Origin of the sequence: Antarctobacter sp. (genome assembly GCF_034670325.1) — a bacterium.
Taxonomy (GTDB): Bacteria; Pseudomonadota; Alphaproteobacteria; order Rhodobacterales; family Rhodobacteraceae; genus Antarctobacter.
In genome coordinates, this window is record NZ_JAXMNR010000009.1 from 87,204 (window position 1) to 102,108 (window position 14,905).

Annotated in this window: 14 protein-coding genes; 7 read left to right on the forward strand and 7 right to left on the reverse strand. The window is 61.6% G+C overall.

The genetic code is table 11. The features are described from left to right. Window positions 1-104 precede the first annotated feature (104 nt). Window positions 105-845: a transcriptional regulator NanR gene (nanR, locus tag VOI21_RS20340; protein WP_323771791.1), complete on the reverse strand. Its 741-nt coding sequence runs from the start codon at window positions 843-845 to the stop codon at window positions 105-107. A 125-nt stretch (window positions 846-970) separates the two neighbouring features. Between nanR and VOI21_RS20345 the strand changes: the two genes are divergently transcribed. Together VOI21_RS20345 and VOI21_RS20350 are read left to right on the forward strand one after the other, a co-directional pair. After that, window positions 971-2,335: a four-carbon acid sugar kinase family protein gene (locus VOI21_RS20345; protein ID WP_323771792.1), complete on the forward strand. Its 1,365-nt coding sequence runs from the start codon at window positions 971-973 to the stop codon at window positions 2,333-2,335. After that, entirely contained in the window at window positions 2,332-3,588 is a 1,257-nt protein-coding gene (locus VOI21_RS20350; protein ID WP_323771793.1) for a ribulose-bisphosphate carboxylase large subunit family protein, read from the forward strand. The genes VOI21_RS20345 and VOI21_RS20350 overlap by 4 nt, the downstream gene beginning before the upstream one ends. An 85-nt stretch (window positions 3,589-3,673) precedes the next feature. Here VOI21_RS20350 and VOI21_RS20355 read toward each other — a convergent pair whose 3' ends face one another. Both VOI21_RS20355 and VOI21_RS20360 read right to left on the reverse strand, forming a co-directional pair. Continuing rightward, on the reverse strand, window positions 3,674-4,504 hold the full coding sequence (locus VOI21_RS20355) for a GNAT family N-acetyltransferase (RefSeq protein ID WP_323771794.1): 831 nt from the start codon (window positions 4,502-4,504) through the stop codon (window positions 3,674-3,676). Next, the gene (locus tag VOI21_RS20360; protein ID WP_323771795.1) at window positions 4,501-5,187 is read right to left on the reverse strand and encodes a GntR family transcriptional regulator; all 687 of its coding nucleotides are present in this window, start codon (window positions 5,185-5,187) and stop codon (window positions 4,501-4,503) included. Before VOI21_RS20360 ends, VOI21_RS20355 begins: the two co-directional genes overlap by 4 nt. Before the next feature lie 246 nt (window positions 5,188-5,433). Here VOI21_RS20360 and VOI21_RS20365 point away from each other — a divergent pair, with 246 nt between their 5' ends. From VOI21_RS20365 to VOI21_RS20385, 5 genes are all read left to right on the forward strand, one after another. Then, window positions 5,434-6,408: an ABC transporter ATP-binding protein gene (locus VOI21_RS20365; protein ID WP_323771796.1), complete on the forward strand. Its 975-nt coding sequence runs from the start codon at window positions 5,434-5,436 to the stop codon at window positions 6,406-6,408. Window positions 6,409-6,461: 53 nt separating this feature from the next. Beyond that, window positions 6,462-7,733, forward strand: coding sequence for a PotD/PotF family extracellular solute-binding protein (locus VOI21_RS20370; RefSeq protein WP_323771797.1), 1,272 nt, complete (start codon window positions 6,462-6,464; stop codon window positions 7,731-7,733). Window positions 7,734-7,834: 101 nt separating this feature from the next. Beyond that, window positions 7,835-8,701: an ABC transporter permease gene (locus VOI21_RS20375; protein ID WP_323771798.1), complete on the forward strand. Its 867-nt coding sequence runs from the start codon at window positions 7,835-7,837 to the stop codon at window positions 8,699-8,701. A gap of 1 nt (window position 8,702) precedes the next feature. After that, on the forward strand, window positions 8,703-9,539 hold the full coding sequence (locus tag VOI21_RS20380) for an ABC transporter permease (protein WP_323771799.1): 837 nt from the start codon (window positions 8,703-8,705) through the stop codon (window positions 9,537-9,539). Further along, the gene (locus VOI21_RS20385) at window positions 9,536-10,198 is read left to right on the forward strand and encodes an aspartate/glutamate racemase family protein (protein ID WP_323771800.1); all 663 of its coding nucleotides are present in this window, start codon (window positions 9,536-9,538) and stop codon (window positions 10,196-10,198) included. The genes VOI21_RS20380 and VOI21_RS20385 overlap by 4 nt, the downstream gene beginning before the upstream one ends. Window positions 10,199-10,695: 497 nt before the next feature. Here the strand turns inward: VOI21_RS20385 and VOI21_RS20390 are convergent, their stop codons facing one another. From VOI21_RS20390 to VOI21_RS20405, 4 genes are all read right to left on the reverse strand, one after another. Further along, window positions 10,696-11,205 (reverse strand): hypothetical protein, encoded by a 510-nt coding sequence (locus tag VOI21_RS20390; protein ID WP_323771801.1) that lies wholly within the window; start codon window positions 11,203-11,205, stop codon window positions 10,696-10,698. After that, the gene (locus VOI21_RS20395) at window positions 11,177-12,217 is read right to left on the reverse strand and encodes a hypothetical protein (protein WP_323771802.1); all 1,041 of its coding nucleotides are present in this window, start codon (window positions 12,215-12,217) and stop codon (window positions 11,177-11,179) included. The genes VOI21_RS20390 and VOI21_RS20395 overlap by 29 nt, the downstream gene beginning before the upstream one ends. A gap of 337 nt (window positions 12,218-12,554) precedes the next feature. Beyond that, window positions 12,555-13,190 carry a hypothetical protein gene (locus tag VOI21_RS20400; protein ID WP_323771803.1) on the reverse strand — a complete coding sequence of 212 codons (636 nt, stop codon included), beginning with the start codon at window positions 13,188-13,190 and terminating at the stop codon, window positions 12,555-12,557. After that, complete coding sequence (locus VOI21_RS20405; RefSeq protein WP_323771854.1) at window positions 13,187-14,905, reverse strand: ABC transporter ATP-binding protein; 1,719 nt, start codon at window positions 14,903-14,905, stop codon at window positions 13,187-13,189. The genes VOI21_RS20400 and VOI21_RS20405 overlap by 4 nt, the downstream gene beginning before the upstream one ends.

Sequence of the window (14,905 nt, forward strand, 5' to 3'; positions counted from 1 at the left end):
TCCACCTGAAATCTCCCGAAATGGCGCACCTGCTGTGCTCAATTTGTCAGTGCACCCTGCCGATCACAGCGTACAGGCGACGTCGCCTTTTACGAGCGGCGAAGTCAGGACGTGCGGCGTGGCATGAACTTTTCTCGCGAACGATCAAGGTGGCTGCGCATCTCTTCTACCGCACCTTCGGCATCATTGGCAGCGATGCAGTCGATGATGCGGGCGTGTTCATCCAATGTGATCTGTTCATTGTCGGACCAATGCAACAGAGCCGTGTGATATTCTTGGAGCCATCGCAGCATGGCGCTGGATGCAGCCGTGATGACAGGATTTCCCAGAACTTCCGCGATGCCGGTATGAAACGCCATGTCCGTTTCGACGAAGTTTCGGACGTCCAATTCGCGGGTCAGGAACGACTGCTGTTGGGTCAGCAGATCGCGCAGTTTTTCGACATCCTTTTTCGTCGCCTTTTCGGCCGCTGCCCGGACGATCCCGAGTTCGAACATGCGGCGCGCTTCCTTGAGGTGTTCCAGATTGGCGGGCACCGCGTCCAAAAGGATGTTCGCGACCATATCGCTTTGGTCCAGCACCAAATTGGCTGATAACTCATTCACCCGGCTGCGTTCACCGTGGCTGATCGTGATCAGTCCTTGGGTATGCATGGCCTGTAGGGCCTCTCGAACCGCCGGTCTGCCGACACTGAACTGCGCCATCAGAGCGCGTTCAGAGGGCATGTAGTCCCCCGGTCTCAACTCGCCGCTGCGGATCATGTCGCGCAGACGATCAAGGACTTGCTCAGACAGCTTCAATCTGACGATCTTGTCTGTGGCCTTGGGTGGTGTGTCGGTCGACATGTTTCACGGTCCGTCTTTTTGATGCCAAATCCCAGAACAGGGGGCAGGAAGTCAACTCTATAGGCCCTGAGCGCCGTTGACCTCTTGATGGATCGGGGTTAACTCCAAACTGGTATGATGAGGTGATGTATAGCATGGGCGATGTCTCTGCCAACAACTTCGACCGACCCTTGGTGGCTTGGCTGGGCGACGATTTCACCGGCGCCGCCGCCGTTATGGAGGTTCTCAGTTTCGCAGGGCTGCGTTCGATCCTGTACTTGTCGGCCCCCGGACCTGAGGCATTGCCAGCAAGCAACGGACTGGCGGGCATCGGCGTTGCGACGTTGGCCCGGTCGCGGTCGCCTGCCTGGATGGAAGACAATCTGCCACCGCTCTACGATTTCCTTGATCAGACCCGCGCTGAGTTCGTTCACTATAAGATATGCTCAACGCTCGATTCCTCTCCGACCGTCGGGTCGATTGGCAAAGCCACCGACATAGGCCAAAGACATTTTGGGGCGGCACCTGTTCCAGTGGTCACGGCGGCCCCGGAAATGCGGCGGTATCAGGCATTCGGGTCTCTATTCTGTTCGGCGGCCGACGGTGTGTATCGGCTGGACCGGCATCCGGTCATGGCCCGTCACCCCGTCACTCCGATGGCAGAGGCGGACGTTGCTCGTCATCTGTCGGCTCAGACGCAGACCCCTACCGGATGCATCACTCTGGAAGATTTTGCCAAAGGTCTTGCGGATCAGAAATTCTCAGGCACCCCGGACATCTGGTCGGTGGACATGATTTCTGCTGACCAACAGGCCGAGGTCGGACGGCTGTTGTGGGATCACCGGCATGACAGCCGCTTTGTCGTCGGATCGCAGGGGGTGGAATATGCACTGGTCTCATTTCTGCAGAGCAAGGGCATGATCGAAACCCAACCTGCGCCGCCGGGTCTGGGGCGCGATGACCGTTTTGCCGTTGTTTCGGGATCCGTTTCGCCGACCAGCGCGGCGCAGATTTCATGGGCCCGCAACAATGGGTTCGCCCCCATTCGCCTAGAAGCTGCAAGTCTTTTGGGAAGCGACGCATCGCTCTCCGAGGATCAGACTTTGGCAGCGGCGAAAGGAGCTCTTGCCGCGGGAGTGCCGCCCATTGTCTTTACCGCAGAGGGTCCGGACGATCCCGCGTTGGAGCATGTCCGCAAGGCAGCCGCAGGCGACATGGACCACGCCAACGATCTGATCGGGCGCTCCCTTGGGCGGATCATGCGGGCCTTGGTCGATGATCTGGGTCTGCGCCGTATCGCGGTGTCGGGAGGCGACACCTCGGGCCGGGTCTGTGAGGCGCTGGGCATCTACGCGCTGGAAGCTGTGGCCCCGACGATTCCCGGCGCCGCGATCTGTCGCGCGCGGGCATCCGGGCCGATGGAAGGTTTGGAAATTGCCCTGAAGGGCGGACAAATGGGCTCACCCGATTACTTTGGCTGGGTTCGCGACGGCGGGGGTAAACGCACATGAGCGCAGAACGCTTTGAGGCAACTTATGAAATCGAGTCTCCTGTCGGTCTGGAACGTGCCGCAGCCGTGGTCGCGGGTGAGCAATCAACGGGCACGTTCGTGCGCCTTCCCTCGGAGACCGACGAGTTACGCGACCGCGCTGCGGCCAAGGTCGAACATATCGAGGTGACGGGCACATCCCGGACGCCCGCCTTGCCGTGCCGGTTGACGGGGGACACCTATGAGCGGGGAATTGTCCGGCTGAGCTGGCCTGTCACCAACATCGGACCGTCGCTGCCGAACCTTATGGCGACAATCGCCGGCAACCTGTTCGAACTGGCCGAGATATCCGCCATCCGCCTCATCGGACTGGATGTTCCAGAAAGCTTTGCCGCGGCGCTTCCGGGACCGGCTCATGGCATTGATGGCACCCGTCAACTGATGGGCGTGCCTGAGGGGCCAATGATCGGGACCATCATAAAGCCCAGCATCGGCTTGACGGTCGAGGACACCGCCGCGCTTGTCGACACTTTGGCCGAGGCCGGTGTCGATTTCATCAAGGACGATGAATTGCAGTCCAGCGGACCCGGCAATACGCTGGAGGAGCGGGCCAAGGCCGTGATGGACGTATTGAACCGCCATGCAGACGCGACGGGGCGCAAGGTGATGTATGCGTTCAATATCACCGGTGAGATTGACGAGATGGCGCAGCGCGCTGACCTGTTGGAACGTCTTGGCGCGACATGCGCCATGGTCTCGCTCAACTGGGTCGGGCTGAGCGGCATCCGGTTTCTGCGCGAACGGTCAAGCCTGCCCCTGCATGGACACCGGAACGGATGGGGGTTGATGTCACGGTCGCCGGACATTGGCATTTCATATCCGGTGCAGCAGAAAATATGGCGCATGGCGGGTGTCGACCATCTGCATGTGAACGGCTTGCGCAACAAGTTCACAGAGCCGGATGAACTGGTGATGGAGGCCGCAAAGGCCGTTCAGGAAAAGTTGCCGGGAACAGCCCGTTCTGCCTTGCCTGTCTTTTCGTCGGGCCAGACTGTCTGGCAGACGGGAGAATGTGCGGCCTTCCTGGGCAATCAGGATTTTCTGTTCTGCGCAGGGGGCGGCATCATGAGCCATCCAGACGGTCCGGGGGCTGGCGTGACATCTCTCCGACAGGCGGCAGACGCGGCACGGGCCGGAATCCCGGTGGAAACCTATGCGAAGGATCACCCCTTGTTGTCCGCCGCACTGGCGGCGTTTGATAAAGGACAGCATTGACCGGCGCTGTATTGTTGACCGGGCGGACATCGTTTCGCGCAGGCTGCCCCCGGGTTGCAGCCGTGGGGCCGGTCAGATTTACACCTCAGCCCAGTTCCATTGTTGCGATGGCGTGCAGCGTCTCGCCCATGGCGGGCGGAGAACCACGGTACATACGCGCGGTCGAAAAGGTTTCGACAAAGCCTGCTTCCCGCAACACATCGGTCAGGCCGGTGGCATGGTCGGGAACGTCCACGATGACTTCGGTCTGATTAAGGGCGGCGGCGGCCTGCAGGACAAGGCCAAAGGCGTCATCGGCGGAGGGGGCCACCACCGGCCCGATCTTACATCCCTGTCGACATAGACGCGCCGTCGCGAACCCCGAAATCGCATCCCCGCGTTTGAGCAAGACGGTTTTTCGGGAGCCGTGTTGGTCTGTCCATGTCTCTAGAAAGCGCCGTCGCCCATACCCGTTCGCGGCGTAGTCCAGTCCGGTGAGGGTGTCTGTGTCAAAATGGCTGGCGATCGGCAGTGACACCTGCGCGGCGGGCAGCGTTCCGCAAAACCGACGCGTTTGACCGGTCCGAACGAACCCCGACTTGGCATAATTGGCCTCTTGCTCCGGCACGCCGTCCAGACAGACAGTCCGGTTTTCCCCGTGCTTCAGGGCATGGGTCCAGAGGGCATAGCCTATCCCCTGGCCGCGATACTCGGGGAGGCAGAGGTACAGGCCAAGAAAGGCGAAATCGTCGGAATGATTCACGACAGAGATGGCCGCAACAAGCTTGCCATCCACCTCGGCGACGAAAAAGCCACCGGGATCTGTCGCGTAAAAGGCCTCTGCGTCGGCCCGTCCGGGGTTCCAGCCTTCGGCAGCGGCCCAGTCGAGCATCATGCGGACGTCGGTCAAAGTGGCAATGCGAAAGGCCGTGGTCATCGGTTCAGCGCCTCGCGCAGGGACGTGGGGGGCTGGGTGACATTGCGCAGGTCCAAAGAGGCGACAAGGTCCAGAAGGTGACTTTTCATCAACTGTTCGGCCAGCGCGCCATCGCGGGCGGCAAAGGCGTCCAGCAACGCGTGATGGGCCTGCGTTTCGCACATCGCCGCGCGGCGCCGCCAGTAAAGCGCGATTATCAGCGACGACCGCGAGATCAGTTCGGACACAAATGCCTCGATCGTTGTCTGGTCGGCGATCCGCGCGATTTCGACGTGGAATTGGCCGGACAGGAACAGCGCCCGCCCGTTTTCTCCGGCATCCAGCGCGGCATGTTCCTGTTCGATGTTGTCACGCAAGAGGATGAGGCTGTCTTCGGTCATGCGCTCGGCGGCGGAATGGGCGGTGCGCGGCTCCAGAAGGGCGCGCGCCTCAAAAACCTCCCGCGACTCACGCACAGACGGTTGCGCGACAAACGCGCCCCGGTTGCGTTTCAGTTCGATCAGATGACGGTGCGACAGGGCCAGCAAGGCGGCGCGCACGATGGTTCGGCTGATGCCATAGGCATCGCCCAGTTCATCCTCGCCCAGTTTTGTGCCGGGGGGCAGGCGATGTTCATGAATCGCGCGTTCCAGATCGGCGGCGACGGTTACGCTGGACCAAGGTTTACTGTCGAAACTGTTCATACCGCACTGCCACTGTTTTCCTGCCGTCCCATCTTTGCGATTCGGCAACCGAGGAACAAGGGCGACCCGACCCTTCACCTTGCATCCGGAATTGTATACAAAATTGCGATCATTTTTGAACACATGAGTGCCGCAACTGCACAAATTTTACCCGAAGCAGGTTTTCGGCGGTGCCGAAGTCGGAAAAAATTGCCCCCAAGCGAATACCTGATCCCATCCTGAGGTTGTCAATCTGATGGGGGTGGCATGCGGACAGGATACGATCTGGAACTGGTTCACGTGACCAAACGCTATGGCAATACGATCGCCGTGCGCGATTTGAGCCATGTGTTCGTGCCGGGCAGCTACGTCTGTTTGCTAGGCCCTTCGGGCTGTGGCAAGTCATCGACCCTGCGGATGATCGCAGGGCACGAAGACGTCTCTGATGGCTCGATCCTGCTGGATGGGCAGGATGTCTCTAACCTTGCCCCGGCCCAGCGTGGCACAGCGATGATGTTTCAGAACTACGCGCTGTTCCCGCACCTGTCGGTACGCGACAACGTGGCGTTTTCGCTGCGCATGAAAGGCATGGACAAGGGCGCGCGCCACAAGAAGGCGGATGAACTGCTGGAACTGGTGGACATGACCCACCTTGCCGACCGGCTTCCGGCGCAACTGTCCGGCGGGCAGCAACAGCGTGTGGCCTTGGCCCGCGCGCTGGTCACGCAACCCAAGGTCCTGCTGCTGGACGAACCGCTTTCTGCACTGGACCCGTTTCTGCGCATCCGCATGCGGTCGGAGTTGAAGAAACTGCAGCGCGAGCTGGGCATCACCTTTATCCACGTCACCCACGGACAGGACGAAGCGCTGGCACTGGCGGATGAAATCGTCGTGATGAACGACGCCGTGATCGAACAGGCCGGCCCTGCGCGTGACGTCTGGGCCGCGCCGCGCACAGAATTCGTCGCGCGTTTCATCGGCGGCCATAACGTCCTTGCCTTGCCCGAGGGTAAGGTCACGGTGCGAGCCGACGCGGTCAGGCTGGCCCCGGATGGCATGCCTGCGACGGTTGTTGCCGTCGAATATCAGGGCGCTTCGGTTGCGGTCACGACCAGGACCGACAGCGGCGACGAGGTGCTTGCCCTGCTGCCCGAGGATCAGTTTTTCGCAGCCCCAAAATCCCCCGGCGAAGCGGTCACGCTCAGCTGGGACGAGGGGCGGCTGCACCGCCTCCTGGCCTGAACGGCCACGACACCAACCCAAATTCACACGGTTAAACAGAGAGGACTGATATCATGTCGAAACCCAAGGTCGGATATTCCCGCCGTTCGATGCTCAAGGCCGGCGGCGCGACTCTTGCCGCGTCTGCCCTGCCGGCCCCCATGCTTTGGGCGCAGGACACCAAGGACATCGTGCTGCGTCAGTTCGGCACCGGCGTGTCGAACCTGAACGACGTGGCCAAGAAGGTGAAAGAAGACCTTGGATTTACGCTGGAAATGACCGCGCTGGACAGCGACAGCGTCACCCAACGCGCCGCCACCCAGCCCGACAGCTTTGACATTGCCGACATCGAATACTGGATCTGCAAAAAGGTCTGGCCGACCGGCAACCTGCAAGCCATGGATGTGTCGAAGATCGCCAACTACGACAAGATTGTCGGCATCTTCAAATCCGGCAAGCTGACCCCGGACAGCGTGATCGCACAGGGCACCGCGCCGCATACCGTGGGCTTTGTTCCCGAGCAGGGGGCCAAAACCTTTGCCGATGAGCAGACCAACTGGATGACGCTGATTCCGACGATCTACAATGCCGACACGCTGGGCATCCGCCCCGACCTGATCGGTCGTCCGATCGACACATGGGCCGAACTGCTGAACCCGGAATTCAAGGGTAAGGCGTCGCTTCTCGATATTTCGTCCATCGGCATCATGGATATGGCCATGGTCTGCGAGGCGATGGGTGAGATCCAGTATGGCGACAAGGGCAACATGACCCGCGACGAGATCGACAAGACCATGGCGATTTTCACCGAGGCCAAGCAGAACGGCCAGTTCCGCGCCTTCTGGAAAACCTTCGACGAGTCGGTGAACCTGATGGCGAGCGGAGAGGTGGTGATCCAATCCATGTGGTCGCCCGCCATTACTGCGGTCAAGTCGCGCGGCATTCCTTGCGTCTACCAGCCCCTGAAAGAGGGCTACCGGTCCTGGGGCGGCGGCATCGGCCTGTCCTCGTCCCTGTCTGGGATCGAGCTGGACGCAGCCTATGAGTACATCAATTGGTATCTCTCGGGCTGGGTCGGCGGTTACCTGATGCGTCAGGGGTACTATTCGGCTGTGCCGGAAACTTCCAAGGACTTCATGTCCGAAAATGAGTGGGGCTACTGGTTCGAAGGCAAGCCTGCCACTGGCGACATCACCTCGCCCGGCGGCGACGTGCTGGCCTCTACCGGGGATGTCCGCGATGGCGGATCTTTCGAGGACCGCATGGGCGCTGTGGCCTGCTGGAACGCGGTCATGGACGAGAACCAGTACATGGTTCGCAAGTGGAACGAGTTCATCGCAGCCTGATGCGTGTCGCCTCGCGTTCTGCGAGGCGTCCCGGTGCGGGGAGAGCCGTCTCCCCGCACCTCGAAAAACCCGAAATGTAGCGCGAGACGTGCGGAGGCCCGATGGCGGCGAATTATCTGAAAAACCGGCATGTTCTGGGATGGTTGCAGGCCGCACCGCTGACGCTGGTGCTGGTGGGTTTCCTGATCGCGCCGATCATCATGATCGCTATCGTCAGCTTTTGGGGCGCGACCGAGTTCTCGATCTACCCCGCGTTTCTTTGGGACAACTACGAATTCCTGTTCTCGTCGCCGGTGACCTACAAGGTTTTTGGCGCGACCTTTCGATACGCCTTCATCACTTGGGCCCTGACCCTGTCCATCGGCTTTACCGTCGCCTATTTCCTTGCCTTCCACGTGCGCAGCCTGACGATACAGATCGCGCTGTTTCTGGTTTGCACGATCCCGTTCTGGACGTCGAATATCATCAGGATGATCTCTTGGATTCCCTTTCTGGGGCGCAATGGCATCGCCAACCAGACGCTGATCAGTTGGGGCGTGATCGAAGAGCCGCTGGAATGGCTGCTTTATTCCGATTTCTCGGTGATCCTCGCCTTTGTGCATCTTTATACGCTGTTCATGGTGGTTCCGATCTTCAACACCATGATGCGGATCGACAAATCCCTGCTTGAGGCCGCGCGGGACAATGGTGCGTCCGGATTTCAGACGCTGGTGCATGTGATCATTCCGCTGACCAAGCCGGGCATCATGATCGGCACGATCTTTGTGGTGACACTGGTGATGGGCGACTTCATCACCGTGCGCTTCATGAGCGGGTCGCAGCGGGCAAATGTGGGGCGACTGATCTCGAACGATATCTCCTTGCTGCAATACCCCTCTGCCGCCGCCACCGCCGTCGTGCTGCTGTGCACGGTGCTGATCGTGATCGCGATCCTGCTTCGCTTCGTCAACATCCGAAAGGAGCTGTAAGATGGAACGCCGCCCGCGCAGTTTCTACGTGCTTGCCGCCTTCTTTGGCCTGTTTGTGCTGTTTCTATACGGCCCGATCCTGACCATCGGCATCCTCAGTTTTCAGGGGCCGCAAGGGGGCCTGACCTTTCCGATGAACGGCGTTTCACTGCACTGGTTCCGCGACCTTTTTCAGGAACAGGCAGTCGGTGACATCTGGGGCGCGTTCCGGCGCAGCCTCGGCCTTGGGCTGTTGGTCATGGTTACCACGGTCGTGGTCTCTGTCATGGCCGGGCTGGCGTTTCGCAAGCGCTTTGCCGGATCGGCCATCCTGTTTTACGCGGCCATCACATCCTTGGTGATCCCGTCGATCCTTGTGTCGCTGGGCGTCGGCCTGATCTTTAACCAGTTGGGGCTGAGGGTGCATTGGGCGACCTCGGGGTTCGGGTCACAGCTGACGTGGACGCTGCCCTTTGGCCTGTTGATCATGTTCGCCGTCTTCAACCGCTTTGATAAAAGCTATGAAGAGGCCGCGCGCGATCAGGGCGCGAACGCTTGGCAGACGATCCGCTATGTGGTCCTGCCGATCATCGCGCCCTCGTTGATTGGCGTCGCCCTGTTTGGCTTTACCCTCTCCTATGACGAATTTGCCCGGACATTGCTGACGGCGGGCAGCTACAACACCTTGCCGCTGGAAATCTTCGGCATGACTACAAATGTCACCACGCCGGTGATCTTTGCGCTGGGGACCCTGACCACCCTGTTTTCCTTCGGGATCATCGCGGTGTTCGTCCTGAGCGCATGGCTCATGAACAAGCGCCGCGCGCGTCAGGGGTCGGATGCGGGAAAGGGCGTGTGAAGATCGTCTATATCAACCCCAATGCGACAGAGAGCATGACACGGGGGATTGTAGCCACCGCGCGGCAGGCGTTGCCCGGGGTCGAGATTGCCGGGATGACAAACAGCGATGGCCCAGCCGCGATCCAAGGGGCCGAGGATGGTGACAAGGCGGTGCCCGGTGTCCTGTCCAGGCTGGCAACAGCCCGGTCCGGGGGCGCTGACGCGGTCGTCATTGCCTGCTTTGACGACACCGGCCTTGTCGAAGCGCAGGCGCAGGCCGATTTCCCGGTGCTGGGCATCGGACAGGCGTCCTACGTGATGGCCTCGCTGCTGGGGATGCGCTTTTCCGTGGTCACCTCGCTTGCCGTATCGATCCCGGTCATCGAGCAGAATATCGACAGGCTCGGGTTCTCGGGCCTCGCTGCCTCGGTCCGGGCAAGCGGCCTGCCTGTTCTGACCATCGACGAGGGCGCGCCAGAGACGATCCTCAGGATCGCCGCCGAGGTCGAGCTGGCCCGTATTGAAGACGGGGCCGCCTGCGCGGTGCTGGGCTGTGCGGGTATGGCACCGCTCAAGTCCGCGTTGGAGGCAAGGACGGGCATACCGCTGATCGATGGTGTTGCCGCGTCCGCCCATCTTGCGCGGGCAGCGGTCGCCTGCATCGGGGGGAACGGCTGAGGGTCTCGCGGATCACATCGCCCCTCCGTTTAACAGCGATGTGTCGGTCGCGGACCATGACAGACCGACGGTGGCTCGTTTCAATCGATCTTTACCCCGCTTAGGACGCAGGTGCCGGTCTGTGGGCAGATCACTTGGCCGGGCGGGCATTGCAGCGGAATGACCTGAAGTTTGGGCAGCGCCTGTGGCAGCAGGGGCGAAATCGTGCCGGGTTTCAGGATACACCGCCCGGCCTGCGTGCTGAAGACTTGGCCCTGCGGATATGTCTCGGCGTGAGGGATCAGAGCCGGAGGGACCTTGAATTCATCTCTGATGACCCCTGTGACTGGCTTTCGCGATGCCGGTGCCGGGATTGGCGTGGGAGCCGGGGCAGGAACGGGGGCCGCCTGTGGGGCGGGTGCGCGCGGTTTTGGCGTGGGTGCCGGAGTAACGCATCGACCGTTCACGACCGTTCTGGACGATGGGCAATAGCAATTTCCGGTACGAATGCTGACGCTTTAGCCGGGCGAACAGACTTGCAGGCCAACGGTTGCGCATGCGCGGTCATTGTCGGGATTGGCATCCTTTTGCTGGGGCGACACGCCCAGCAACCGGGCCAGCAGCGCCCGGTCCAGTGTCTGGCTTTCGGTCATTCCCAAGTCGGCCCTCGCGGCGTTTGCCGCCCGCAGCGTGCGGGGACCAACCACACCATACGACGGACCCGGATCATGCCCCAAGGCCGATAGTGTGTCCTGCAGGACCCGCACGTCGTCGCGGCCAAGCGCGGACCTGTCGTCTGGGTCAATCAGCGCCAGTTCGGCACAGTTGCGAAAGCTTTCGGCTCTTGTCGTTTGCGGCAGGCGCAAGTCCATGGAAAAGCTCAGCGGCAAACCTTGCGCCAACGGACCGTCGCGCGACACACAGGTGATCGTCTGACCGGATTGTGTGCAGTCCGCGTCGCCGTAGACCTGACCCAATTGAGCGCCCGGCTTTGGCAGGCTATCGCGGATCACAACCGGGCCTGTCACAGGTTGTTTGCCAGCACTGGAAAAGCCGAACTGGAAACGACAGTCCTGGGTGCCCGAACAGCGGCAAGGTGCCAGAGGCCGCAGACACCGGGCAGTCTGGCGGCAGACAAGCGCCCGTTCCGTCCAGCGACCAGCGGTTTGGCTGGTGTTTGGTGGTCTCGTCCGGCTCGATTCTGGCGGTGAGCGAAGAGCAATGTGGCGGTGTACACGTTCCTGTGCCGTCCATGGTGACACGATAGCCGATATGATCACTGATCAGCATCCATTGCCGGTAACAGCCATAATAGCCCAATTCGGCCAGTTTGGCGGGGGTCAGGTCACTGTCGAAATAGAACTGGGCGCAGTTCACCACCTGCTGTTCGCGCGGAAAGGCCTCTGGCGGATAGCCTTTGAGATCAATTTCCAGTTTCAGAGATTGGCCCTTCGGCAAATCCACCGGCCCGTGTTGGCAGATGATCTCATCGCTCTTGTAGCGTGTACATTGCCATCCGTTGGCGCCCTTGGGGGCATAACTTGCCAAAGTCCAACCAGAGTGCGGCAGCTTGTCAAAGACCGTTACGTCCTTGGCGAGAAAGTTGCTTTCCTTTGCGGTGATTTCGATGGTGTAGATGTAAAAGCCGCCCGCGTAGCATGCAAAATCCTTGTTGCTGGTGTAGTTCGTTTTACCGGTCTTGGTGATAGAGATGTTCGGCAGCGCATAAGCCATATCGCAGGCCTCAAGCGACGCAGTCCCATTGTTGTGCCGCTTGGTCTTGGGGTCGTCAAAAGCCTTGTCGCGGATGCGCGGCATGACGGACTCGATCACCGGTTTGAGATCGTTGCTATCCACACCGATCCCACGATCAGCGCGGAATTTCGCCAGCGCCGCGTTTTCGGTCGCTGTCAGTTTGTCGCTATCGTCATCATAGCTGAAGTCGGTATCGGTATAACCCTCGGACCGTAGCAGGCCGCGGACAAAGGCCACTTGGTCGAAATTATCGAGGTTCACCGAACCGGGGTCGTAAAGGAGCATCGAGATGCAATTTTCAAACGCATGATCATCGGCAGGATCCGTCCAGAGGCTCCGCCCAGCCCTATGACCAAAGCCGCCATCATCCCATTCAACGATGAATACGCCATGTCCCCTGCTCCTCCCCGACCCGAATGAGGGGTAGAGCGTGCCGTGACGGAACCGCGTCCGCATCGACTGTGGTCGATCGGGGGAGGCTGCCATGTAAGGTGCTGTAAGCACAGATGTTTGCGAGAGTTTCACGTCGAAGAGGGGCGCGATTGCGAACAATCGGCAATGGACCACGCTTTGACTGGCACGCGTCGGCGGCGTGTTTCCAACACTCGGCGGTGTAGGCGCGTCAAGTCTCTGCGGTCCGGTGTTCTCGCCCGACAAAGGATGCGCCGGTTTCAAGAAACGCTTTCGCCGCTGATGGGCATTTCACGCCCTGCGCGGCAAGCACGCCGGTCACATGCGCGGCGGCGATGCTGGGACCGGCGACATCCGGTCTGTGCCCAAGGCGGGGGCAGGCACCGAAGTCGGCCGTCGGCAGGTCAAGGTGGGACCATTGGCCCGGCGCACAACGTGCGTCGCCCTGCACCGCGATCACCGTGGGCAGGGCGGCAGGCCAGACCGGTCCGCCGCGCGCCACGGCAGAGGCAACGATGACCCGATCCGCCAGCGCGGCGATGGCCTCGGCGACCTCTGGTGCGTTCCGGCCCAACCCCAGAGAGCAATGCACGATTACGGCGTCGGTGTCGGCGGCCAGCCGCAGCGCCGTGACCAGATCGGCGACCGAGGCTGCAAGTCGCCCCTGAAAAACCGGAATGCTGATGATGGCAACATCGGGTGCCTCAGACCGGATTGCGGCGGCGATGGCGGCCGCGTGCTGTCCGGCAGGGCTGCGCAGTCTTGCGCCCCCGACAGGGTCGATCACCTCGGCAACGCCGGGGCTTTCTGTTGACAAGGGGCCATCGATCAGCGCGATCCGGGTCATGTCACAGCCCAGCGTGACAGGTCGACGGTGGTATCGAACTGGCCGTAGGCGGCCTCATTGCCATGGGTGACGATGATCCGCGTTGCTTGGACATGTCGGGCATCGAGGGCGGCGATGATCCCGGCAACAAGGGCGGCATCCACCTCTGACAGCGCCTCATCCAGGATCAGTACGCGGAACGGACGCAGCATCGCACGCGCGACGCAGAGCCGTTGGCGTTCGCCCCCCGACAGGGTCAAACCGTCTTCGCCCAGCCAGGCATCCAGCCCGCCTCGTGCGGCGAAACGGTCCGACAGGCCGACAATGGACAGGACCTCTAGCATCGCGGTCCGCGTGGCATCGGGCGCAGACATGGCAAGGTTTTCGGCGACGGTTCCTTCGATCACAAAGGGGCGTTGCGGCACAAAGGCCACCGCGCCGCGCAAGTCTTGGCGCGACAGGCTGCGCAGGTCGCAGCTGCCCAGCTGGATCTGCCCCCGTTCGGGGTCGGCATGGCGCTGGAACAGCGCAAGGAGCGAGGATTTTCCCATCCCGCTTGGCCCGGTAAGGCGCAGTTTCGTGCCCGCCGGAACGTCAAAGGTGATCCCTGCGGCAATCTCTCGCGCGCCATGTGAGACGGCCACATCCTCCAGCCGCAGATCCAGCGGCCCCTCGGGCAGGGGCAAAGGCTGGTCGGGCCATAGCAAGGCGTCCTCAGCCACCATGATGCCCGACAGCCGGTCCAGTGCGGCCTTGGTCCGCGCCTGCGCGTGCCAGAGGCCCATCAGCGATTGCATCGGGCCGACGAGAAACCCGAGGTAGGCGATGAAGGCAATCAGCGAGCCAAGCGGCCAAGTCCCGTCAATCACCATCAACCCGCCGACAAGGAAAATCGCGGACCGCACCAGCGCCGCCAACCCGGTGGGTACGCCGCGCGTGACCTCTCCCCACAGTTGCGCGCGCATCAGGGCGGCGTTCAGGGTGGTCTGGCGGCGGGCTATGCTGCGGGCCACGGGGGCCTCCGCGCGCGCCGCCTGAATGGCCCCGTGCCCGGCGATCATCTCGGCGATCTGTCCGGCGAACTGGCCGCGTTCGGCCCGTGTTTCCCGGGCAAGCTTTTCCGTCCGTGGGCGTGCGAAGGCGAAGAACGCCAGTTCCAGAGGGGCCAGAGAGACCGCCAGCAACGCCAGTTTCCAGTTCAGCAGGAACAGCATCACCGCCCCGCCGATCAGCCGCAACACACCGGAGGACCCGGTCAGCAGCGCGTTGAAGGCGAATTGCTGCACTTCGCCGGCGTCGCCGTCGATCCGGGCAAGGATTTCGCCCGTCCGTCCCCGCGCGCGCCACGCGGCAGAGCGTTCAAGGACTGTCCTTGTCAGCAACCCGCGCAAATCGGCCAACATCGAGATAGAGGCCCGCATGTGCAGGACCGAGTTGACTGCCCCCATCGCAAGGCTGGCAAAGCCCACCGCCAGCAGCATCAACGACCAGAAGATGAGCGCCTGTGGATCACCGACCATCAGGCCCTGATCGATCACCAGTTTGGTCAGATAGGGTGGCGCGAGAGCCGCCAGCGCTGCTATCAGGCCAAGACCCAGCAAAACCCCCAGAATACGCAGCCGGGGCAGGAGGATCGGCAGTAGCCAACCCGCCGCGCGATCATCGAAAAGGCGCGCCCCGGCCCAATGGCCGAGGCGCGCAGACAGCGTGGTGTCACGCCGTTTGATCGGACGCAC